The organism is Rhodococcus parequi, from assembly GCF_046042785.1.
Lineage (GTDB): Bacteria > Actinomycetota > Actinomycetes > Mycobacteriales > Mycobacteriaceae > Prescottella > Prescottella parequi.
Genome location: NZ_JBDLNV010000004.1, coordinates 204,773 through 226,372 on the forward strand (window position 1 = coordinate 204,773; position 21,600 = coordinate 226,372).

At 67.4% G+C, this 21,600-nt stretch carries 19 protein-coding genes; 7 read left to right on the forward strand and 12 right to left on the reverse strand.

Annotation, left to right across the window (positions count from 1 at the left end; all coding sequences use genetic code 11):
- The first annotated feature begins 17 nt into the window (after positions 1–17).
- Positions 18–392: a hypothetical protein gene (locus ABEU20_RS12700; protein ID WP_420164779.1), complete on the forward strand. Its 375-nt coding sequence runs from the start codon at positions 18–20 to the stop codon at positions 390–392.
- On the opposite strand, the gene ABEU20_RS12705 is transcribed toward ABEU20_RS12700, so the two are convergent.
- From ABEU20_RS12705 to ABEU20_RS12720, 4 genes are all read right to left on the reverse strand, one after another.
- Positions 389–1,255 (reverse strand): NAD(P)-dependent oxidoreductase, encoded by an 867-nt coding sequence (locus ABEU20_RS12705; RefSeq protein ID WP_420164780.1) that lies wholly within the window; start codon positions 1,253–1,255, stop codon positions 389–391. The genes ABEU20_RS12700 and ABEU20_RS12705 overlap by 4 nt on opposite strands.
- Before the next feature lie 28 nt (positions 1,256–1,283).
- Positions 1,284–2,738 (reverse strand): MFS transporter, encoded by a 1,455-nt coding sequence (locus ABEU20_RS12710; protein WP_420164781.1) that lies wholly within the window; start codon positions 2,736–2,738, stop codon positions 1,284–1,286.
- Between the two features lie 120 nt (positions 2,739–2,858).
- On the reverse strand, positions 2,859–3,581 hold the full coding sequence (locus tag ABEU20_RS12715; protein ID WP_420164782.1) for a hypothetical protein: 723 nt from the start codon (positions 3,579–3,581) through the stop codon (positions 2,859–2,861).
- A gap of 41 nt (positions 3,582–3,622) precedes the next feature.
- Complete coding sequence (locus tag ABEU20_RS12720; RefSeq protein ID WP_420164783.1) at positions 3,623–5,047, reverse strand: short-chain fatty acyl-CoA regulator family protein; 1,425 nt, start codon at positions 5,045–5,047, stop codon at positions 3,623–3,625.
- 169 nt (positions 5,048–5,216) lie between these two features.
- Here ABEU20_RS12720 and prpD point away from each other — a divergent pair, with 169 nt between their 5' ends.
- The 3 genes from prpD to ABEU20_RS12735 are packed head-to-tail and all read left to right on the forward strand — an operon-like array spanning position 5,217 to position 8,753.
- Positions 5,217–6,719 (forward strand): 2-methylcitrate dehydratase PrpD, encoded by a 1,503-nt coding sequence (gene prpD, locus ABEU20_RS12725; RefSeq protein ID WP_420164784.1) that lies wholly within the window; start codon positions 5,217–5,219, stop codon positions 6,717–6,719.
- A 1-nt stretch (position 6,720) separates the two neighbouring features.
- Positions 6,721–7,635, forward strand: coding sequence for a methylisocitrate lyase (gene prpB / locus ABEU20_RS12730; protein WP_420164785.1), 915 nt, complete (start codon positions 6,721–6,723; stop codon positions 7,633–7,635).
- Positions 7,632–8,753: a bifunctional 2-methylcitrate synthase/citrate synthase gene (locus tag ABEU20_RS12735; RefSeq protein ID WP_169619770.1), complete on the forward strand. Its 1,122-nt coding sequence runs from the start codon at positions 7,632–7,634 to the stop codon at positions 8,751–8,753. The genes prpB and ABEU20_RS12735 overlap by 4 nt, the downstream gene beginning before the upstream one ends.
- A gap of 73 nt (positions 8,754–8,826) precedes the next feature.
- Here the strand turns inward: ABEU20_RS12735 and ABEU20_RS12740 are convergent, their stop codons facing one another.
- Positions 8,827–10,272 (reverse strand): MFS transporter, encoded by a 1,446-nt coding sequence (locus ABEU20_RS12740; protein ID WP_420164786.1) that lies wholly within the window; start codon positions 10,270–10,272, stop codon positions 8,827–8,829.
- A gap of 484 nt (positions 10,273–10,756) precedes the next feature.
- Here ABEU20_RS12740 and ABEU20_RS12745 point away from each other — a divergent pair, with 484 nt between their 5' ends.
- Positions 10,757–11,527: an IclR family transcriptional regulator gene (locus ABEU20_RS12745; RefSeq protein WP_420164787.1), complete on the forward strand. Its 771-nt coding sequence runs from the start codon at positions 10,757–10,759 to the stop codon at positions 11,525–11,527.
- A 66-nt stretch (positions 11,528–11,593) separates the two neighbouring features.
- On the opposite strand, the gene ABEU20_RS12750 is transcribed toward ABEU20_RS12745, so the two are convergent.
- From ABEU20_RS12750 to ABEU20_RS12760, 3 genes are all read right to left on the reverse strand, one after another.
- Positions 11,594–12,754 (reverse strand): Rieske 2Fe-2S domain-containing protein, encoded by a 1,161-nt coding sequence (locus ABEU20_RS12750; protein WP_420164788.1) that lies wholly within the window; start codon positions 12,752–12,754, stop codon positions 11,594–11,596.
- Between the two features lie 91 nt (positions 12,755–12,845).
- Positions 12,846–13,115: a hypothetical protein gene (locus ABEU20_RS12755; RefSeq protein ID WP_420164789.1), complete on the reverse strand. Its 270-nt coding sequence runs from the start codon at positions 13,113–13,115 to the stop codon at positions 12,846–12,848.
- Positions 13,116–13,217: 102 nt separating this feature from the next.
- On the reverse strand, positions 13,218–13,973 hold the full coding sequence (locus ABEU20_RS12760; RefSeq protein WP_420164790.1) for an SDR family NAD(P)-dependent oxidoreductase: 756 nt from the start codon (positions 13,971–13,973) through the stop codon (positions 13,218–13,220).
- A 171-nt stretch (positions 13,974–14,144) separates the two neighbouring features.
- Between ABEU20_RS12760 and ABEU20_RS12765 the strand changes: the two genes are divergently transcribed.
- Positions 14,145–14,726 carry a TetR/AcrR family transcriptional regulator gene (locus tag ABEU20_RS12765; protein WP_420164791.1) on the forward strand — a complete coding sequence of 194 codons (582 nt, stop codon included), beginning with the start codon at positions 14,145–14,147 and terminating at the stop codon, positions 14,724–14,726.
- A gap of 63 nt (positions 14,727–14,789) precedes the next feature.
- Here ABEU20_RS12765 and ABEU20_RS12770 read toward each other — a convergent pair whose 3' ends face one another.
- Positions 14,790–17,222 carry an ATP-dependent Clp protease ATP-binding subunit gene (locus tag ABEU20_RS12770; RefSeq protein ID WP_420164792.1) on the reverse strand — a complete coding sequence of 811 codons (2,433 nt, stop codon included), beginning with the start codon at positions 17,220–17,222 and terminating at the stop codon, positions 14,790–14,792.
- A gap of 253 nt (positions 17,223–17,475) precedes the next feature.
- Here ABEU20_RS12770 and ABEU20_RS12775 point away from each other — a divergent pair, with 253 nt between their 5' ends.
- Complete coding sequence (locus ABEU20_RS12775; RefSeq protein ID WP_420164793.1) at positions 17,476–18,912, forward strand: MFS transporter; 1,437 nt, start codon at positions 17,476–17,478, stop codon at positions 18,910–18,912.
- A gap of 1 nt (position 18,913) precedes the next feature.
- Here the strand turns inward: ABEU20_RS12775 and ABEU20_RS12780 are convergent, their stop codons facing one another.
- From ABEU20_RS12780 to ABEU20_RS12790, 3 genes are read right to left on the reverse strand one after another with little or no spacing between them, the layout of a single operon-like run.
- Positions 18,914–19,453: a VOC family protein gene (locus ABEU20_RS12780; RefSeq protein WP_420164794.1), complete on the reverse strand. Its 540-nt coding sequence runs from the start codon at positions 19,451–19,453 to the stop codon at positions 18,914–18,916.
- Positions 19,454–19,458: 5 nt separating this feature from the next.
- On the reverse strand, positions 19,459–20,340 hold the full coding sequence (locus tag ABEU20_RS12785) for an oxidoreductase (protein ID WP_420164795.1): 882 nt from the start codon (positions 20,338–20,340) through the stop codon (positions 19,459–19,461).
- A 53-nt stretch (positions 20,341–20,393) separates the two neighbouring features.
- A complete protein-coding gene (locus ABEU20_RS12790; RefSeq protein WP_420164796.1) occupies positions 20,394–21,383 on the reverse strand; it encodes an alpha/beta hydrolase in 990 nt (329 codons plus the stop codon).
- Positions 21,384–21,600: the final 217 nt, after the last annotated feature.

Here is a 21,600-nt window from a genome sequence, read left to right on the forward strand (position 1 = left end):
GACGAAGGGCGAAACGCATGGGAGCGTGGGGAAGTGCGCCGTGGCACAACGATGCGGCGGCCGACTGGTTCGGAGGCGTGTTCGCCGGGATCGACATCGATACACACATCAGCGACGCCCTCGAATACGACGACGATTACGATCGGGTGCGCGCCGCTTGCTACCTACTCGCAGTGCTCGGACACAGCATGGTGTGGCCCGGAGATCTCGAGCGCCTCGACGGTCACCTCGAACGGGGGATCGAGCTGCTCACCGAAATGGTCGAACCGGAATCCGACTTCCGTGAGCTCTGGGAGGACGCCCCCGAGGTCGTCGAGGCCGTCCGCGCAGAGATCGCGGAACTCGAGACCCGCCTCAACGGCGAAAACGAAGACGAGGACGAAGACGACTAAGCCAAACCGGCCCGTCGCCGGGTGGCCTCGGTGATCGCGGACCAGTCCTGGTCGGCCTGCCCGTGGGCGAGTGCATCGAGGAACAGATCCTCGAGCACACTGCCGAACGGCAAGCCGACGTCCGCGGCGTGTGCCTGCGCCAGTGCGAGCCGGACATCCTTGAGCCCCAGCGGAAGCCGGAAGCCGGCGGGCTCGTACCGCCGCTGCGCGATCATCTTGCCGTAGCCCGCGTAGACGCCACCGGGAAACAGGCTGTCGTTCATGATCTCCATCAGCAACTCGGGTGAGCCGCCGACCTTCTCGGCCACCGTCGTGGCCTCCGCCATCGCCTGGATTGCGTTGGCGATCAAGTAGTTTCCCAGGATCTTCACGACGTTGGCCTGCTTGGGATCGTCACCGATCCGCCACGTGCGGCGCCCGATCACGTCGAGCAGCGACGCCACCCCGTCGATCGCGCCCGGGTTCCCCGCCGCGAGGACGGTCAGTTGTCCTGCCTCCGCCACCTCGGCTCGCCCGAACACCGGCGCGGCCACGTAGAAGATGCCACGCGCGCTCAGCGCCGACTCGGCCTCGCCGGACATCGCCGGGCTGACCGTGGCCAGATTGACGTGCACCGAACCGGGTTTCGCGGCCTGCAGCGACGGCGCCGAGTCCGCGAAGGCACGATCGTCGGCCAGCGAACTGAACACGACGGAACGGTGCAGCACGTCGGCGAGATCGGACGCCTCGGACGCCCCGTAGTCGACGACGTCGGCCGCCTTGCCCGGACTGCGATTCCACACCGTCACGTCGTAGCCTGCCCGGGCGAGATTGCGCGCCATCGGCCGGCCCATCGTGCCCATGCCCAGAAATCCGATGTCCACGTCAGGCTCCTCGCGGTCGGGAACGCGGTCACACGGTTCGATCCACTGTAACGCCGTCGGCGGGTTCGGGAACGGCCTCCGACCCCTCCGTCTTCCGGAAGAGCAGGGCAGAGGCCCCGGCCCCGACAAGCGCGACGACCGCGGCCCCCAGGAACGCCGCCGAAAATCCGTCGGTCAGGGCCGCCGGGTCACCGATCCGGTCGGCACCGTAGGCGGCTGCGATGGCGGTCATCGCGGCCAGGCCGATCGCCGAGCCGATCTGGTAGCTGGTGTTGACGATGCCCGACGCGAGCCCACCCTCTTCGGGCCGCGCCGACGAGATCGCGGTGCCCAGCGTCGGAATGAACGCGAGCGACATGCCGAGGGCCGCGACCAACGACGCGGGCAGTACGTCGGTGACGAAGGAACCGTCGGGGCGGACGAACGAGAGCCAGGCCATGCCGGCCGCGAGGAGCAGCAACCCGGCGACGGTCATGTTCTTGGGGCCGAACCGGCCGATGGCCCGGGGTGCGAGCACGACCATGCCGATCATGATGAGCACCGTCATGGGCAGCAGCGCTGCGCCGCTGGGGAATGCGGTGTAGCCGAGGACCTGCTGCAGGTACAGATTGAGGAAGAACCACATCGGGATCCACGCCGCTCCCAGGAGCAGCTGGGCGAGGTTGGCCGCGCCGAGGTTCGGGACCCGGAAGATGCCGAGCCGCACCAGTGGTTCGCGCCGAACGGCCTGCAGCGCGACAAAGCCGGCGAGGAGTACGACCGCACCGGCGAGGACGAGCCACGTCCGGGCCGACCCCCAGCCGACCTCCGGGGCCTGGACGATCGCGTACACCAGCGCCGCCAGGCCGCCGGTGACCGTGACGGCGCCGAGCAGATCGATCCTGCTGCGGGAGGCGAGACCCCCGGTCGGCATCAGCGCCGGCGTGACCGCCAGGATGATCAGGGCGATCGGGATGTTGATGTAGAAAACCCAAGGCCAACTGGCGTATTCGGTGATCAGTCCGCCGAAGAACACGCCCGCCGTGCCGCCCGCGGGTGCGGCTGCGCCGTACAGCGCGAACGCCTTGGTGAGTTCGCGAGGGTTGCCGCCGAACAACATCATCAGCATCGTCAGCGCCGACGGCGCGATCAGCGCGGCGCCCGCGCCCTGCACCGCGCGACCGGCGAGTTCGACGCCGACGTCCGACGCCATCCCCGCGGCCGCCGAACCGGCGATCAGTGTCACCCACCCGATGGTGAAGATCCGCCGAGCGCCGAACAGGTCCGACAGCTTGCCGCCCAGCAGCAGGAGCCCGCCGAACGCGACCACGTACGCGTTGAACACCCACGACAGATTCTCCTGGGAAAAGCCCAGGTCCGCCTGCATCTGCGGCAGCGCGACGCCGATGATCGACGTGTCCATGATGACCATGAATTGAGCGGCGGCGATGACGGCGAGACCCAGCCAGCGACGCGCGGCCGGCGGGGAACTGTGATTGGACATGTTCTCTCCTCCAAACGTATTCGGATCGATCGACGTATCGTTGATACCCTAGGGGGGTACCGTATGTCTACAATTCCATCGAAGAAGGTCGGCCGGGACTGCCCGGCGACGGACGAGCGCTTACATGGCCTCGGGAGGGGAGGCGTACAGGACCAAGGCGCCAGGAGGCGACGCCAGCGCCAGGTCGTGGAGTTCGGCCACGAGTGTGTAGCGGCCCGGAGGGAGATGCTCGACGTCGCGGGTAACCAGGTCTACGCGCAGAGACATTCGATCATCCGGCGCGATGTCGGGCAGTCTCGGCGCATCCGAGAACAAGAACAATCCCGGCACGATCCGTTGGCCGTTCTCGTCGAGAATCCAGCCGTGGACGGTCATGTGGTCCCCCGCCTCGTCGACCCACGTCGTGTCCGCGGTGTTCACCAACTCGATCGTCACGCCGGGCAGCGCCCCTGCACGAGCGCGCTGCTCGCAGGGCCAGCGCAACTCCAATCCGACCCGGCGCGCGGCGCGGCAGCGGTGCACTCGGATCGGGTCGGGGTGTGCGCTCACGCGCCGGACCGGATCTGTGTCGACGAACACCAGCGCCCAGGCGCCGGGCACTTCCCCGTGTGGAGCCGCGAAGACCTCGTGGACTTCCGTGGCGTCGGCGCCACTCGGGACGAGCCGCCGCCAGCCGTGACGCGGAAGATCGAGCAAATCGTCCGGGGATCGCATCTCGATGCGACGATCCCCGAGGAGATCCCACAGCGACGCTCCCGGCCCCTCCAGGACAGACGGGTCCACCTCGACCGGTCCTAACTGGACCAGATCGAGGTCGCGACCGGACCCGGGATCCGTGCTCACCTCTGGACCGTGGCATACGGCGGGTCCTGGTGCCGCCGGATTCAGGACACGGGCGGATACGGCAGCCGACTGCTGAAGTCGACGTCCACGCGAACCGGACGGCCGATCTGTGGAAACGCCCGCTGCGCGCAGTCCGTCCGCTCGCAGATCTTGCACCCGGCCCCGATCGGCACCGGGGACATCTGCTCGTCCAGTCGGAGACCTCGCGAGTAGACGAGACGATCGGCGTGGGTGATGTCGCAGCCGAGACCGACGGCGAAGCTGCGTTCCGGCACCCCGTAGGGGCGGGCGCCATCGTCGGTGGTGCGGGCGATCCACAGATAGGTGCGGCCGTCCGGCATCTGCGCCACCTGGGTGACGATGCGCCCCGGGGTACCGAACGCGTCGTGCACCACCCACAGCGGACAGCTCCCGCCGACCCGCGAGAAGTGAAATGCGGTGGCGGACTGACGCTTCGAGATGTTTCCCGCCCGGTCGGTGCGGACGAGGAAGAACGGCACCCCACGCCGGTTGCGCCGCTGCATCGTCGAGAGCCGGTGACAGACCGTCTCGAAGCCGACCTCGAACTGCAGCGCGAGCATCTCGATGTCGTAGTGCAGGCCCTCGGCGGCGTCCAGGAACTGGGTGTACGGCAGCAGCAGCGCGCCCGCGAAGTAGTTTGCCAGGCCGATCTTCGCCAGTTCCCGCGCATTCTCACTCAGCCCCGTAGCGGCCTCGAGCTGCCGTTCGATCACCGGAGCCTGCGTGAGAAATGCAAGCTGCGTGGCGATCTGGAACGCGCGCTGCCCGGGCGACAGGTGCCGCGACAGCGTGAGGACACGGGTGGTGGCGTCGTAGACGCGCTTGGGTCCGGGCCGGTCCGGCGGATCGGTGCGCACACGAACGAGGATGTCGTGCTCCGATTCGAGCAGTGCCGTCAGCTGCACGTCCAACGATCCCACCCGCAGGCCACTGTCCTCGAACAGCCGCTCCGCCGCATCGTCGAGCTCCGCGATGTGATTGTGCCTGTCGTAGAAGAAGTCTCGGACCTCCTCGAACGGCATCGGCGTCACATCGCCCGCCCCGGCCACCGCGGGCGCCGCCAGGTGGGCGCTGAACTGCTCGAGCTGCTCGGTCGCGGCCTGCAGCCGGCGATGGACGCCGACGAGTGCGCGCCCGATCTCCGGCATGCGCGCGACGAACTCCTCGATGGTGGCCGGGGACGGCGGCGGAGGTCCGAGGGTCGCCAACACGTCCTGCAGGTCGGCGGCCAATCGCGCATCGGACTCCGCGGCGAAGAAGTGGGCGTCGAGGTCGAACGTCGCATTGAGCTTGAGCAGGACGGACACCGTCAACGGCCGCTGATCGTTCTCGAGCTGATTCACGTAGCTCGCCGACAGATCCAGGATGCGCGCGAGCGCGAGCTGCGTCAGACCGCGTTCCTCACGCAGCCGGCGCAACCGTGGGCCGCCGTAGATCTTCTGCACCCTTCGTTTCCTTCCCGTCGCCTCCACTCAAGCACAACGGGCGACATTCGCACCATTTGCAAACCCGGTCGATCCACGCCGCAAAAGTACGCATATTCAGGGCCTTTCCCACCGCACCGCTCCTGCATACGCTGCGAAAAGCAGTATCGAACCTCCGGAGGACACAGCCTTGAAGACGCATTCCGTTCGTACCCGCCGCTCCGCTGAGAACTTCCCCAAGCACGAACATCTCGCCTGGAAGATCGCCGAGATCGCGACCGATCCGGTCGAGGTTCCCGCCGACACCTCCGAGATGATCGTCAACCGGATCATCGACAACGCGGCTGTCGCGGCGGCGTCGGTGACCCGCCGTCCGGTGGCGAACGCACGCGCCCAGGCCCTGGCTCACCCGTACGGCCCGGGCTCGACGGTCTTCGGCGTCGGCGGCACGTACTCGCCCGAGTGGGCTGCATGGGCCAACGGCGTCGCGGTGCGTGAACTCGACTTCCACGACACGTTCCTGGCCGCGGAGTACTCGCATCCGGGCGACAACATCCCGTCGATCCTCGCGGTCGCCCAGCACACCGGACGCGACGGCGCCGATCTGATTCGCGGTCTGGCCACCGGCTACGAGGTTCAGGTGGACCTGGTGCGCTCGATCTGCCTGCACGAGCACAAGATCGACCATGTCGCGCACCTCGGCCCGTCCGCCGCGGCCGGCATCGGCACGCTGCTGGGGCTCGACACCGAGACGGTCTACCAGGCGATCGGGCAGGCCCTACACACCACCACCGCGACGCGTCAGTCCCGCAAGGGCGAGATCTCGAGCTGGAAGGCCTACGCTCCGGCGCTCGCCGGCAAGCTGGCCGTCGAGGCCGTCGACCGCGCGATGCGCGGCGAGGGCGCTCCGTCTCCGATCTGGGAGGGCGAGGACGGTGTCATCGCGTGGCTGCTCGGCGGCCCGGATGCGGAATACGCTGTGCCGCTGCCCGGCCCGGGTGAGACCAAGCGCGCGATCCTCGACACCTACACCAAGGAGCACTCGGCCGAGTACCAGAGCCAGGCCCCGATCGACCTCGCCCGCCGGATGCGAGAGCGCATCGGCGACCTGGATCAGATCGCGTCGATCGTGCTGCACACCAGCCACCACACCCACGTCGTCATCGGCACGGGCTCGAACGATCCGCAGAAGTTCGATCCGCGCGCCAGCCGCGAGACCCTCGACCACTCGGTGATGTACATCTTCGCCGTCGCCCTGCAGGACGGCACGTGGCACCACGAGCGGTCCTACGCCCCCGAGCGGGCACAGCGTCCGGACACGATCGAGCTGTGGAAGAAGATTTCCACCGCCGAGGATCCGGAGTGGACGCGCCGCTACCACTCGACCGACCCGGCCGAGAAGGCCTTCGGCGCGCGCGCCGAGGTCACGTTGAAGAACGGCGAGGTCATCGTCGACGAGCTCGCGATCGCCGACGCGCACCCGCTCGGCGCCCGCCCCTTTGCGCGGGGCCAGTACATCGCGAAGTTCCGCACCCTCGCCGAGGGCGTCGTCGACCCCGCCGAGCAGGATCGCTTCCTCGACGCCGCGCAGCGCACCCCCGAACTGAAGGCCGGCGAGCTGAACCAGCTCACGTTCACCGTCTCGGACGACGTCCTCGCCCGTGCCCCGAAGTCACCGAAGGGACTGTTCTGACATGTCGGGTCTCATCGCCGCCACCACCTCGGCCGTCGACAAGCGCAAGGCGCTGCGCGCGGGCCTGTCGTCGGGCACGATCCAGCGCCTGCCCGGCGCGATCAACCCGTTGACTGCCAAACTGATCCAAGAGATCGGGTTCGAGGGCGTCTACGTCTCGGGCGGAGCGTTCTCCGCCGGGCTCGGGCTGCCCGACATCGGGCTGACCACGCTCACCGAAGTCATCGAGCACAGCAGGCAGATCGCCGGGGTCACCGACCTGCCCGTGCTCATCGATGCCGACACCGGCTTCGGCGAGCCCATGTCGGCGGCCCGCACCGTCCTCGCCGCCGAGGACGCCGGCGTCGCCGGTCTGCACCTCGAGGACCAGGTCAACCCCAAGCGCTGCGGGCACCTCGACGGCAAGGCCATCGTCCCCACCGCCGAGATGGTCCGACGACTACGTGCCGCCGTCACGGCCCGTCGCGATCCGAACTTCGTGATCTGTGCTCGCACCGACGCCGCGGGCATCGACGGCATCGATGCCGCGATCGAGCGGGCCAAGGCCTACGCGGACGCCGGCGCCGACCTGATCTTCACCGAGGCGCTACACACCGAGGCGGAATTCGCGAAGTTCCGTGCTGCCGTGGATATCCCGCTGCTCGCGAACATGACCGAGTTCGGTAAGTCGAAGCTCATCCCCGCACGGGTGCTCGAGGAGATCGGCTACAACGCGGTGATCTACCCGGTCACCACCCTGCGACTGGCGATGGGCGCCATCGAACGGGGCCTGCGTGAGATCCACGAGACGGGCACGCAAGAAGGCCAACTCGACCGGATGCAGACCCGCTCCCGGCTGTACGAACTGCTCGAGTACGAGCGCTACAACGAATTCGATTCCGGCATCTTCAACTTCACGCTCGGAGGGAACCAATGACCAATGCAGTCCCGACGATCTACAAGGGCCTGGCCGGTGTCGTCGTCGACACCACCGCGATCTCCAAGGTGGTGCCCGAGACCAATTCGCTGACCTACCGCGGGTACGCGGTGCAGGACCTCGCGGCGAACACCAGCTTCGAGCAGGTCGCGTACCTGCTGTGGAACGGCGAGCTGCCCTCGGACGCCCAGCTCGAGCTGTTCTGCCAGCGTGAGCGGGCCAGCCGCCGCGCGGACCGGTCGCTTCTCTCGCTGGTGGCGAAGATGCCCGACAACTGCCACCCGATGGACGTGGTGCGTACCGCGATCAGCTTCCTCGGTGCCGAGGATCCGGAGGAGGCGGACAACTCCCCGAAGGCCAACCGCGAGAAGGCACTGCGGATGATGGCGGTGCTCCCCACCATCGTCGCCGCCGACCATCGCCGTCGCCACGGGCTCGACCCGATCGCCCCGCACAGCCACCTCGGATTCGCCGAGAACTTCCTCAACATGTGCTTCGGCGAGATCCCCGCACCGGAGATCGTCAAGGCGTTCGAGGTCTCGCTGATCCTGTACGCGGAGCACAGCTTCAACGCCTCCACCTTCGCCGCCCGCGTGGTGACCTCCACACTGTCGGACATCTACAGCGCCGTCACCGCCGCGATCGGCACCCTCAAGGGCCCGCTGCACGGCGGCGCCAACGAGGCGGTCATGCACGACATGATCGAGATCGGCGATCCCGAGCGCGCCGAGGCGTGGATGAAGGACAAGCTGGCCCGCAAGGAAAAGGTCATGGGCTTCGGACACCGCGTCTACAAGAACGGTGACTCGCGCGTCCCGACCATGCGTCAGGCGTTCTTCGATGTCGCCGCGAAGACCGGCGGCGACAAGTGGGTCCAGATGTACGAGATCCTCGAGCGCACCATGAACGAGGCGACCGGCATCAAGCCCAACCTCGACTTCCCCACCGGGCCCGCGTACTACCTGATGGGCTTCGACATCGAGGTCTTCACCCCCATCTTCGTGATGAGCCGCATCACCGGATGGACCGCACACATCATCGAGCAGGGCGAATCCAACGCCCTGATCCGCCCGCTCAGCGAATACACCGGCGTTCCGCAGCGCTCGGTGGTGGCCTGACGGGCAGCCGGACGCCTCGGGGCCTGTACCGGATCACGGTGCAGGCCCCGGGGCGTCGAAATCTGTTGCCGGACTATCCCTCGCCGCGGCGTCCGACGGTGATACCGAAGGCCAGGACCGCGCCGAGCAGCGCGGCGCCGGCCGCCACCATGAAGGCCACGAAGAAGCCGTCCGAACTGTAGACCGGGCCGGCCGGGCCGACCGTCATGACGTGCTGTGCCAACAGCGCGAAGCCCACCGAGGACAGCATGCCGCCGAACATCGACTGCGACAGACCTGTGAAGTTGGCCCCGATCGCCCGCTGGTCCTCGGGCAGCGCCATCATCACCAGGTTCGGGATCGCGGCGTAGATCATCGAGCCGAAGCCGATGAGGCCGTACGCGCACACGACCTGCCAGGCCTGGTCCGGCGTCGTCGCCAGCCAGGTGGCACCCAGCGCGATGAGGACGGCCCCGAGAACGAGGTGCTGGCGGAAGCCGATGCGCTTCGCCGTCGCTCCGACGAACACACCACCGAGGACGATCAGGCAGCCGCCGGGCAGCATCCACAGCGCCATGTCGGTGACCGTGAGCCCGAAACCGTAGTCGGCCGCCTCGTTCGGCGTCTGCAGCAGCATCGGGATCAGTGTCGCGGTGAGCGTCGTCGCGCCGTAGGCGATGCCGCCGGCGAGCAAGGTGATGCCGACCTTGCGGCTGGCGAGCACGTCGATACTGATGAGCGGTTCGGGAGCCCGCCGCTCCCAGACGACCCAGGCGACCGCGAAGATCACGGTGACGGCCAGCGTGCCGAGCGTCTTACCGCTCAGCCAGCCCCAGCCGGCGCCCAGCGACAGCGCGAGCATGACGGTGAACAATGCGACGGTCAGCAGGAACGCGCCCAGCCAGTCGACGGACACCTTGGCACGGACCGGGGTCTCCGGCACGAAGAACAGCGTCAGCAGACCGCCGACTGCGCACAACCCGAACGAGAACCAGAACACCGACGAGACGCCGGTGTGGTCGAGCATGTAGCCGGAGATCAGCGGGGCGACGACGGTGACGACGCCGACACCGGTGTTGGCGATCGAGATCGACATGGGTTGCAGGCGGGCCGGGAACACGTCGCGGATGAGCGAGTAGCCGAGCGCGGTGAAAGCGAAGCCGACGCCGGACAGGAAGCGGCCGACCAACAGGATCTGGAAGGTCGGCGCGATCGCGGAGATCAGGGCGCCGAGGCTCGCGATCGCGGCGGTCACCACCAGGATGCGCTTCTTGCCGTAGACGTCCGCGAGCTTGCCGAGGATCGGCGACGCGATAGCGGCGGCCAACACGAGCGCCGTCATCACCCAGACCACCTGCGTGGTCTTGTACTCGGCGGCGATCTTGGGGAGCGCGGGGGTGAAGAGTGCAAAGGCGAGCGCCGCCTGCTCGGTGAGCAGAACGAGGATCAACAGGACGCGGATCCAGTACCCGGTCGAGCCACCGGCGTCGCCGGCACCCCGAACGGGGGCTGCATCACCCTGAGAGACGGAGACTGCCATTTGTACCTACACATTCCAGCTCGGGTCGAACAGTGACCGGACGCACATTAGGAGGTGAGACGCGGCTCACCTTCATCGCTTCCCGATGAACGGGAAGGTGGCCTGGATCGACGGACGGACCCCGGCCAACAGACGATCGTCGGTCAATCCGTTTGCCGCGTTACTGCTTTCGCGTAGCCCGGTTCCGGGAACAGGTGCGCCGGTATCGGCGTCGAGATGGCTGGAACTCGGCTCCCCATGGACACCGACGCGATGTCCCGGTCGTCGACGCCGACGCACACGAGGAAGTCGGTCGCGTTCCCCGGAAGGGTGAAGTCCACCGAGCATTCCGTGGCCCCGACATCATCACATCGACCGCTCGGTGCCCGAAACGAATTCACGCGGGTGGCTGGAGCGACGCGGCTCACGCTGATACAGTTCGCACACTTGATTGAACGCTTGCTCAATCAGCCGGAATGCGAGCACCCTGGAGGTTCAGAACGTCATGACGACGACAGACGCAAGCTCCCCCATCGCAGTCATCGACCGCGTCGCGGTCCTGCTGGACGCATTCCGGGAAGCCGACCGACTGACGCTGTCGGAGCTGGCCCGGCGAACCGGGTTCCCCCGATCGTCCACACACCGCATGCTGCTGCAGCTCGTGCGGATCGGCTGGATCCGGCGACAGGGGCATGCCTACGAACTCGGTATGAAGATGCTCGAGCTCGGGTCCCTTGCGCAGCACCACGACCGCGTGCACCAGGCGGCGCTGCCGGTGATGCACGAACTGCACAACGCCACCGGCCTCGTCGTGCACCTCGCGGTGCTCGACGGTCCCGACGCCCTGTATCTCGAGAAGATCGGCGGCCGTTTCACGCTGTCGGTCCCGTCCCGGGTCGGCGGTCGCCAGCCGGCCTACCGCACCGCGATCGGCAAGGCACTGCTCGCCGGCGCGCGAATCGACGCCGAGACAGTCATGCCGCAGCCGGTCGTGGGCCCCACCCCGAACTCGATCGGCGACCCGACGCGACTGCGCGTCGAACTCGCCCGCATCCGGGACCAGAGCATCGCGCACGACCGGGACGAGACCACTGTCGGAGTCTCCTGCGTCGCGGCCGCGATCGGCGACGGCAAGCACACCGTCGGCGCGATCTCGGTGTGTGGTCCGACCAAGAGCATGAACAGTTCGGCGCTGGTCGCGCCGGTCCGGATGGCCGCACTCGCCACGTGGCGGCACATGGCGGGCAGCCGCGCGCTGCGCCCCATTCCGGCCTGATACTCGTGAAAACAGCTGTGCCCCTGCCGAATGTCGGCAGGGGCACAGCTGTCACGGCCGACGGACTCAGACGTCCGCAACCAGCTCGACGGGCTTGACACCGTTCGCCACATTGTCCGCGACGATGCCACGCCAGTTCTGCTGAGCGCGGGTGGTGTCGACCTCGAACTCGAAGCGCTTGGTCATGTCCTCCGTGACGTCCGCGACGTCGACGTAGAACTGCTGGTACCAACGACGCAGCTGGTAGACCGGGCCGTCCTCCTCGGTGAGCAGCGGGTTCTCGATCCGGCTCTTGTGATTCCAGATCGCGATGTCCTGCTTGAACTGGTGCTCGACCCCCTCGGTGAACTGGTCCGCCATCGCCTTGGCGTCCTCGTCCGACAGACCCTCGGTCCGCTTGACGATGGTGCCCCACTGCAGGATGAACGAGTTGTTCGTGATCGGGTAGTGGCAGTTGGCCAGCTTGGTCTCGACCTTGATGTCCCCCGCAACCGTGTAGACGGTGTCGAGCATGAAGGACGGACCGAAGTACGAAGCGTCCGAGATCGTCTCGGCCTCCGCCATGCCCAGCTGGACGCCGGTCTGGATGTCGTCACGACCACCCGAGCGCATCACCTGGGTCGCGACGTGACCCTCGAAGATGTTCTTGAAGTAGGTCGGGATCTGGAAGTGCACGTAGAAGAAGTGCGCCATGTCCACCACGTTGTCGACGATCTCGCGGCAGTGCGAGCCCTCGACGACGTAGGTGTTCCAGCTCCAGTCGCTCCAACCGCCCTCGTCGTAACCCTCGATCTGCGGGATCGTGACGTCGGCCGGCGGCGGGTTGCCCTCCGGATCGTTGTAGACGAAGAACAGGCCGTTGCGCTCGAGCTTGACCCACGACTTGGTCTTGGCGACCGGGGGAACACGGCGGGCGTAGGGAATGTCGGTGCACTTGCCCTTGCCGTTCCAGCGCCAGTCGTGGAACGGGCAGGCGATGGTGTCGCCCTTGATCTCGCCCATCGCGAGATTGCCACCCATGTGACGGCAGAACGCGTCGAGGACCTGCAGTTCGCCCTTGCTGTCCTCGAACACGACCAGGTCGGTGCCGAAGATCTTGACCTGGTGCGGCTTTCCGTCACGGAAGTCCTGTGCCCGGCCGATGCAGTGCCAGCCACGAGCGAAGCGGTCGGGATTGCTGCCCGCCACGATCTCCCGGATCTCGACGTCGTCGGAAATCTCGGTCATCTTGCCTCCTTCGAAGAAGTGAACGCTTCCCGCCCTTACGCGAGCAGCGTCGAAAAGTTCGGAACAGCAGAAAATCTGGTTCCGGTGCCTATCAGTAGGGGCGCACTTCCGCCGTCGATCCCGAGACCGGCACGGTCCGGTGCGACTCGCCCAGACGTCCCTCGGCGACGGCTTCGTCGATGCTCTCGTTCAGTGCGCCGCACGTCCGCACGTACATGCTGTGCGTTCCGTTCTCGGCGGCCGCACGGAATTCGGCACATGCCGTCTCCGCATCCTCGAGCCACTGCGTGCTGGTGTGCGTCGAGCTGTACTTCTCGACGAGTACGCGGTTACCGCACGCTCCGCATTCGACCGGCTGCATTGCGCGATCCTTCCGTTGGAACTGTATTCGCCCAGCCTACGAGCAGTGAGCACGGTCTCCCTGGTCGATTTCCGTTGAGCGGTAAAGAATTTCGGAGGACATTCACCTCAGGAAAGCCTGCCCTCCGTCGACCGGCAGCGAATGCCCGGTTATGTAGCGCGCGGCGGAACTGCATAGGAAGACCACGGCGGGTCCGATGTCGGACTCGGCGTCACCGAGACGTCCGAGCGGCACGCTTCGCAGGTACTCGTCGTACGCCTCCGGGTTCAGTTCGGCCCACTCGTCCATCAACGGCGAGGATGCGAGCGGCAGGACCGCGTTGACGCGGATTCCGTCCGCACCCCATTCGCAGGCCGCCGTCCGAGTGAGTACCCGCACAGCCTCCTTGGCGGCCGCGTAGGCGCCCGTGCCGGTCGGATCCCACTTCAACCCGGCCGCGGAGCCGAGGTTCACGATCGACCCCCTCCCCTTCAGGTGCGGATGGCACGCGCGCATCAGACGGAGCGTCGCCAGCGGGCCCGAGTCCATGCTCCCCTGGTAGTCGTCCTCGCTGACGTCGAGAAGCATCCCGTGGGCGGGCGTCTGCGCGTTGTTCACCAGGATCGACAGACCGCCGTACTGCGCGGCCACGGCGGCGACCGCGCCGTCGATCTGCACGGGGTCGGTCACGTCGCACTGCAGGGCGACAGCGTCCCCGCCGCGACGAACGATTTCGTCGGCGGTATCGACGACCTTCGACAACGTGCGCCCCACGACCGCCACACGCGCCCCCGCGTCTGCCAGCGCCAGGGCGATGCCCCGCCCGATCCCCTGGCCGGCACCCGTCACCAGCGCGACATCACCCTCGAGTACACCCATTCACCGCTCCCGCTCTGTCCGTCACACGTTGCCGATCATTGTGATCCAAGACACGCGATTGAGCAAGCGATCAATCAATATAGGATGGCTGTGCCGGGCCGCCGAGGGGCTCGACGCGCACCGGTACCATGGGGCGCCACCGAATCGACCCAGGCACAGGGGGAAATCCGTATGGATCCGCAGGAACGACGGCGCCAGATCCTCGATCGTTCCGGCGAGATATTCGCGACCAAGGGCATCTCCGCCACGACGGTGCGGGAGATTGCCGACGCCTGTGGCGTCTACTCGGGAACGCTCTACCACTACTTCCCGTCCAAGGAAGCGATCGTCACCGAGATCATCCGGGTCTACGTCGAGGAACTCTACGAACTCTGTTCCGCGGTGATCGCCGAGCACCTCCCGCCGATCGAACGGCTCGAGGCCCTCGTGCTGGTGGCGATCGACGCCGCCGAGCGCCACCGCCACGCGACGGCGATCTGGCAGGTCGAGACGGAGTACATGCGAGACAAGATGCTCGAGGCCAGCCTGGACGACAAGGGCGACTTCGCGGCAGGGTTATGGATGCAGTGCATCACGGAGGCCCAGGCGGACGGCGAACTCCGCTCGGATGTCGATGCCGCGACCTTCTATCAGCTGATGCGGGACTCGGTGTGGCTCACCAGTCGGTGGTTCCGCGCATCGCCGCAGAAGTCCAACGCCGACTTCGCACGCGAGATCACCTCGATCTACATCGACGGACTCCGCGTGCGCTGACCGTCACATACGACGAAGGGCGGGACAGGTTTTCACCTGTCCCGCCCTTGTCGTTCCCTCGGGTCAGCTGACCACGAGATCCAGTTCGTCGTCGGTGACCTTCACCGTGATCCGCCCACCGGCGTCGAGGACGTCGTCGAGCAGCAGATCGGCGATCCGGTCGTCGACCTCACGGGCGATGGTTCGGCGCAGCGGCCGTGCCCCGAACTCGGGCTGGTGCCCGTGCTCGGCGATCCAGTCCACCGCATCGGGCGTGAACTCGATGTCGATGTCCTGCGCCCGCAGCCGATCCCGGCTCTCACCCAGCAGCAGATCGGTGATCCGGTGCAACTGGTCGGCCTCGAGCTTGCGGAAGATCACGATCTCGTCGATCCGGTTGAGGAACTCCGGCCGGAACGACTCCCGCAGGCGGCCCATCACCCGATCGCGCAACGGCTTCTCGGCCGCGGCGGCGTCACCGGTGGTAAAGCCCAGCGCCCCGCCCTTGCTCGAGATGATGTCCGAACCGAGGTTGCTGGTCATGATCAGGACTGTGTTCTTGAAGTCCACCGTCCGGCCCTGACCGTCGGTCAGCCGTCCGTCGTCGAGCACCTGCAGCAGGACGTTGAACACGTCCGGGTGCGCCTTCTCGATCTCGTCGAGCAGGATCACCGAATACGGGTGACGTCGCACCTGTTCGGTGAGCTGACCGGCCTCGCCGTAGCCGACGTAGCCCGGAGGCGCCCCGACCAGCCGGCTCGCGGTGTGCCGCTCGCCGAACTCGCTCATGTCGAGCCGCAGCATCTTGCTCTCGTCACCGAACAGCGACTGCGCCAACGCCTTCGCCAGTTCGGTCTTGCCGACACCGGTCGGACCGAGGAACAGGAAGCTGCCGACCGGACGACGGGGATCACCCATTCCGGTCCGGCTGCGTCGCACCGCTCGTGCGATCGCCTTCACCGCATCCTCCTGGCCGACGACCCGCTGGTGCAGTTCGTCCTCCAGGCGGCGCAGACGCTCCTTGTCCTTCTGCGTCATCTGACTGGCCGGGATACCCGTGGACCGCGCGACGATCTCCGCGATGTCCTCGGCGGTCACCGCCGGCGTCTCCACCGCGGCCGGCTCACCCGCGCGAGTCTCGGCGAGTCGCTTCTCGGCTCCCGCGATCTCGTCGCGCAGCTGCGACGCGCGCTCGTAGTCTTCGGCCGCCACTGCGTCGTCCTTCGACTTCTCGAGCCGCGCGATCCGCTGCTGCAGCGCCTTGGCGTCCGGATTGGAGGCCCCGAGCTGCAAGCGCTTTCGCGCGCCCGCCTGATCGATGAGGTCGATCGCCTTGTCCGGCAGGTACCGGTCGGCGATGTACCGCGACGACAGTTCGACGGCAGCCGCGATCGCCTCGTCGGTGTAGCTGACGCGGTGGTGATCCTCGTACCGCTCGCGCAGGCCGCTCAGGATCGCCTTGGCGTCCTCCTGACTCGGCTCGTTCACGGTCACCGGCTGGAACCGCCGCTCCAGCGCCGGGTCCTTCTCGATGTGCTTGCGGTACTCGTCGAGCGTGGTCGCACCCACGATGCGCAGGTCGCCGCGAGCCAGCTTGGGCTTGAGGATGTTTCCGGCATCCATCGCACCCTCGCCGCCGGCGCCCGCACCGACGATGGTGTGCAGCTCGTCGATGAACACGATGAGTCGGCCGTCCTGCGCGACGATCTCGTCGACCGCCTTGGTGAGGCGCTCCTCGAAGTCACCGCGGTAGCGGGTTCCGGACAGCATGCCCGCGAGGTCCAGCTGAACGATCTTCTTGTCCGCCAGCACCTCCGGGACGTCACCGTCCACGATGCGCTGTGCCAGGCCTTCGACGACGGCGGTCTTGCCGACGCCGGCCTCACCGACCAGAACCGGGTTGTTCTTGGTGCGGCGGGCCAGGATCTCGATGGCCTGCTCGATTTCGTCGCTCCGTCCGATGACCGGGTCGACGCCGCCGGAGCGGGCCCGTTCGGTCAGGTCCGTGCCGTACTTGTCGAGCGTCGGCGTGGCCGATTCCTGCTGTGGCTCCGCCGAACTCGCGTTCACCGCAGACTGCATCGACTCCGGGGTCACGCCGGCGGACGCGAGAATGCGTCCGGTCGTCGAGTCCCCGTTCGAGACGAGCGACAAGAAGATGTGCTCGGGATCGATGTAGGTCGAACCGAGTGCACGCGCGATCTGGTGTGCGTCGAGCAGCGCCCGACGTCCGGCGGCCGTGACCGTCGGAGAGATCGAGACGGCCTCCCGACCGCGGGGCAGGTGAGCCTCCGCGTCCTTCGAGATCGCCTCCGGGTCCCCGCCCACTCGCTTGACCATGTCGCGCACCGGGTCCTTGACCGCGGCCACGTGCAGGATGTGCAGTGCGTCCAGGCCCGTGTCACCCCGGCCGGCCGCGAACTGCGCGGCCTCCGCCATGAGCAACTGCGTGTCGCTGCTCATGAGACGGGTGATATCGATGCGCCCGGGCCCCTCGGGCCCGAAGAATGCCGGCATTCGCAGCCTCCTCCAAAGTTGAGTCTTACTGACTCATGGAACATGCCTGGGGAAGATTCAATTCCCGACCGTCCAGGATCCTCGGCGCGCGGGTCGCACCCGGCCGCCGCGAGAGTCGCTAACAGGTCCGTGACCTGGATGTTCTGCCCGCGAGACATCTTCCCGACGTCCTTCTGTGACAACCGACACACCGCTCTGCGCCGGGTCGTCCGCCCTTGACCTCGAGCGCACTCGAGCTTCTACCTTCGGGTCCATGACAACCCGAACCGACGGCTCCGGCACCTGGGGTCAACTGCTGAGCGGGCGACATCTCGGGGTCGCCACCGTGTTGGCCGGCGGAGTGGCGCTGTACGCGACCAACGTCTATCTCACGAGCAGCCTGCTACCCACTGCGATCGACGACATCGGTGGGCTGCGCTACTACGCCTGGACGTCGACCGTGTTCCTCATCGCGTCGGTGCTCTCGTCGATGATCGTCAGCCGGACGCTCGCCGCCCGCGGCCCCCGCGGCGCCTATCTGATCGGCCTTGCCCTCTTCGCCTTCGGAACCGTGGTGTGCGCGCTGAGCCCGACGATGGAGCTGCTGCTGGCCGGACGCGCCGTGCAGGGTTTCGGCGGCGGCCTGCTCGCCGGTCTCGGATACGCGGTGATCAACTCCGCACTGCCCCGGCATCTCTGGACCCGCGCCAGCGCGCTGGTCTCCACCATGTGGGGTGTCGGCACCCTGGTGGGTCCCGCCGTCGGCGGGGCGTTCGCACAGTTCGGCGCGTGGCGCTGGGCTTTCGGTGCCCTGATCGTATGCACCGTCGCGGTCGCCGTCCTCGTTCCGGTGGTCCTGCCACAGCACAGAGCGGAACGTGAGCGCGTTGTCGCGCCCGTGCCGGTCGTCCCGCTGGCGCTGCTCACCGCCGCGACCCTGCTGGTGAGTGTCGCCGGGCTCCTGTCGTCCGCCGCGATCGCCGGTGTCGCGGTCGCGGGCGCGGTGGCGCTGGTCGTGTGGTTCGTCGCGGCCGATCGGCGCAGCCCGCACGGGGTGCTGCCGCCGTCGACGTTCACGGCGTCGTCCCTGAAATGGGTGTACCTGACCATCGCGGTTCTCGCGATGGCGTCGACGGTCGAGACGTTCGTCCCGCTGTCCGGGCAGCAACTCGCCGGGTTGGCACCCGTGGTGGCCGGCTTCCTCGGTGCTGCCCTGGCTCTCGGGTGGACGGTGGGTGAGATCCCCAGCGCGTCGGCCGTCGCTCCGCACGTGGTCCGCCGGATCGTCCGGTCGGGACCGATCCTCGTCGCGGCCGGGCTCGCGATCATGGCGGTCGTCCTGGCCGAACAGGCCGGGAGCGGACGCGTCGTGCTCTGGGCGACCGGGCTGATCATCGCCGGTGCGGGCATCGGCATCGCGTGGCCGCATCTGGCGGTCGGTGCCATGAACGCCGTGGCCGAACCGGCCGAGGGCGCCCGCGCCGCCGCCGCGATCAACACCGTGCAGCTGATCGCCAACGCGTTCGGCACCGCATTGGCGGGCGTGCTGGTGAACCTCGGCGGACAGTCCGAGATGCGCTCGGCGCAACTGCTGCTGTTCGGCTTCGCTGCACTTGCACTCGCCGGCGGCTGGACCGCGTGGCGGGCCACCCCACAGGGCGGCCGCCCGAACCCAGCGGACCGGCGCGACGCCGACGCGATCGCCGGCTAGATCAACCGCGTGCCCGGGCCGCGAACACGCGCTCCCACAGATGCCGATCGGTACGCGGACCGCCGTGGGTGTCGGCACCGTAGCGGGCGATCTCCGCAGCGATGTCGAGGGGACGCGTCGGCGGCTGCGCGGGAACCAGTTCGTCGATCGCAAGCTCGTCGGGGACCAGCCAGCACACCTCGAACTCGATGCCGTCCGGGTCGGCGGCGTACAACGCCTTGGTGGAGCAGTGGTTGCTGGCGCCGGTCAACGCGCCCGCCGCGAGCAGGCGGTCACGCATCTCGGCGAGGGCGGCGAGTGTGTCGACCTCCCAGGCCAGGTGGTAGAGCCCGACGTTGCCCGGCGTCACCCGGCTCCCCGGGTCGGGACTCTGGAACAGGCCCAGGTCGTGGTCGTTCGCCGAGTCCGGCGCCTGCAGGAACGCCGCACCGGGAAATCCGCCCGGCAGTGCCGTGAACCCCAGCACGTCCTGATAGAACGCCAGACTGCGCTGCAGGTCCGACACGAACAGGACGGCGTGGTTGAGTCGCTCGATCGCCAACGCGGTCAGCCTCCGAAGTCGTAGGTGACGCCGGTGAGTTGCTCCGACGCCGACCACAATTGTCGCGCAAGGCTCCGGTCGTGCGACTTCCGGTTCGAGGAAACCACTTTGGGGTGACCCCGCGTCTCGAACAGCGACGACGGGCCGAGGTAGCTGCCGCCGATCGCGTCGGGCACGGTGGCGGCGTACAGCATCGGCAGCGCGCCCATCGCGGCCGACTGCGCGATGAACGGGTTCGCCAGCGCCATGACCCGACTCGAGATCGACTCGGTGTGCGACTGCAGATTCGTCGCCGCGTACCCGGGATGCGACGCCAGTGCCCGCACCTTCGATCCGGCCGCGGACAGCCTGCGCTGCAACTCGTACGTGAACAGCAGGTTCGCGAGCTTGGACTGCCCGTACGCGGGCCAGCGCCGGTACGTGCGGCGCTCCCAGTTCAGATCGTCGAGGTCGATACTGCCGATCTTGTGCATCGTGCTGGACATCGTCACGACGCGGTCGGCGACCTTGCCCAGCAGCAGGCCGGTGAGCGCGAAATGGCCCAGATGATTGGTGCCGATCTGCATCTCGAAGCCGTCGGCCGTGCGACCGAGCGGCACTGCCATCACGCCCGCATTGTTGACGAGCACGTCGACCTCGCCCACGGAATCCGCGAACTCCCGCACCGACGCCAGATCCGCCAGGTCCAGGCGTCGCACCTCCGCGCGCTCTCCCAGTGGCGCCGCGACGGCCTCTCCCTTGTCGACGTTGCGGCACGCGAGGATCACGTGCGCCCCGGACCGCACGAGCGCCTTGGCCGCCTCGGCCCCCAGCCCACTGTTCGCCCCCGTCACGACGAACGTGCGGCCGCTCTGATCGACGATGTCCCCTGCGTCCCATGTGGTCATGGCCACACCCTACGGAAATCGCGGCGGCGGGAGTACGGATGCGCGAGAGGTCCTCACCACGCGTTCAGGGCGTTCAGGATCTGCGGCCGCGCCTGCCAGAGCTCACCCGACCAGTACGGCCAGGCGTGGGTACCTGTACCGCGGAACTGGAAGTTCGCCGGGATTCCCAGGGTGAGCAGGCGAACTTGGAAGGCCCGCGTGGTGACCATCGACAGGAACTCGAGGCCCATCGCCATCGTGGTGTTCCAGTAGCCGACCAGGTCGGTGGGGCGGTCGTACACGCCCGGTATCCCGTTGCCTGCGGACACGTACATCGACAAGCCCTGCAGTTGCGGCGCCGAGACGAACGGATCGTTGCGCATCCAGGCCGGGTCCCACGGGAAGCCCCACATCGAATCGGCGTTGTACCGACCGGCGTCGTACATCGCGATCCGGATCGCCTCCCGCATGCCCGGCGCCGTCGTGTTGAGGTAGCCGGACAGCGAACCCGCGAATCGGAACTGGTCCCGATGGTAGGCGGCGAGCGTCATCGCGGCCGTTCCGCCCATCGACAAACCGACGACCCCGGTATTCGTCCGGTCCACACCGAATTTGGCAAGATAATCGGGCAGTTCGCGCGTAAGGAAAGTCTCCCACTTGTACGTGATCGGCTGCGCGTTGAAATTACTGGGGTTGTACCAGTCCGAATAGAAGCTGGCCTCACCGCCCACGGGCATCACCACGGTGACGTTGTCCAGGGCGAACTGCTCCATCGCGTTTGTCTCGAAGCTCCAGGCGTTGCGATCGTTGCGTGCCCGCATGCCGTCGAGCAGGTACAGCGATGCGCTGCCGCCCCGGGATGCCCACTGGACCTGAACCTTGATGTCCCCCATCGAGGAAGGAACCCACAACTCCTGGTAGCCACCCCTCGGGACCTGGCGCGCGGGACCCGCGGCGGCATCCGGCGCCGCAACGAGCACACAGCCCGCGCAGGTGATCAACGCGACGAGAACAGCTACCAGTCGACGCTGCCAGGCCCTCTCCCAATTTCCGGAGTAATACATCGAAACCGCTTCCTGACACCTGCCGCCGACCTCGACGAACAACGAACACAATCATCAGTTGATCACCGATCGGAGCCCGTCCGTTAGCGCACCGAAATGTGGTAAAACTCTCGCAACAACCATTCTTGAGAGTTCCCTGAGAGTTTCCCGGATTTCACCGAATACGTGGTAGCCCAATTCCGGAACCCCGCCATGCGGCGCGAACAGCAGAAACGGC

Bases quoted from the DNA above. Each gene is read 5' to 3' on its own strand.
- ABEU20_RS12700 (WP_420164779.1), top strand. From the start codon at position 18: ATGGGAGCGTGGGGAAGTGCGCCGTGGCACAACGATGCGGCGGCCGAC.
- ABEU20_RS12710 (WP_420164781.1), bottom strand. From the start codon at position 2,738: ATGTCCAATCACAGTTCCCCGCCGGCCGCGCGTCGCTGGCTGGGTCTC.
- prpB (WP_420164785.1), top strand. From the start codon at position 6,721: ATGTCGGGTCTCATCGCCGCCACCACCTCGGCCGTCGACAAGCGCAAG.
- ABEU20_RS12735 (WP_169619770.1), top strand. From the start codon at position 7,632: ATGACCAATGCAGTCCCGACGATCTACAAGGGCCTGGCCGGTGTCGTC.
- ABEU20_RS12740 (WP_420164786.1), bottom strand. From the start codon at position 10,272: ATGGCAGTCTCCGTCTCTCAGGGTGATGCAGCCCCCGTTCGGGGTGCC.
- ABEU20_RS12745 (WP_420164787.1), top strand. From the start codon at position 10,757: ATGACGACGACAGACGCAAGCTCCCCCATCGCAGTCATCGACCGCGTC.
- ABEU20_RS12750 (WP_420164788.1), bottom strand. From the start codon at position 12,754: ATGACCGAGATTTCCGACGACGTCGAGATCCGGGAGATCGTGGCGGGC.
- ABEU20_RS12755 (WP_420164789.1), bottom strand. From the start codon at position 13,115: ATGCAGCCGGTCGAATGCGGAGCGTGCGGTAACCGCGTACTCGTCGAG.
- ABEU20_RS12760 (WP_420164790.1), bottom strand. From the start codon at position 13,973: ATGGGTGTACTCGAGGGTGATGTCGCGCTGGTGACGGGTGCCGGCCAG.
- ABEU20_RS12765 (WP_420164791.1), top strand. From the start codon at position 14,145: ATGGATCCGCAGGAACGACGGCGCCAGATCCTCGATCGTTCCGGCGAG.
- ABEU20_RS12770 (WP_420164792.1), bottom strand. From the start codon at position 17,222: ATGCCGGCATTCTTCGGGCCCGAGGGGCCCGGGCGCATCGATATCACC.
- ABEU20_RS12775 (WP_420164793.1), top strand. From the start codon at position 17,476: ATGACAACCCGAACCGACGGCTCCGGCACCTGGGGTCAACTGCTGAGC.
- ABEU20_RS12785 (WP_420164795.1), bottom strand. From the start codon at position 20,340: ATGACCACATGGGACGCAGGGGACATCGTCGATCAGAGCGGCCGCACG.
- ABEU20_RS12790 (WP_420164796.1), bottom strand. From the start codon at position 21,383: ATGTATTACTCCGGAAATTGGGAGAGGGCCTGGCAGCGTCGACTGGTA.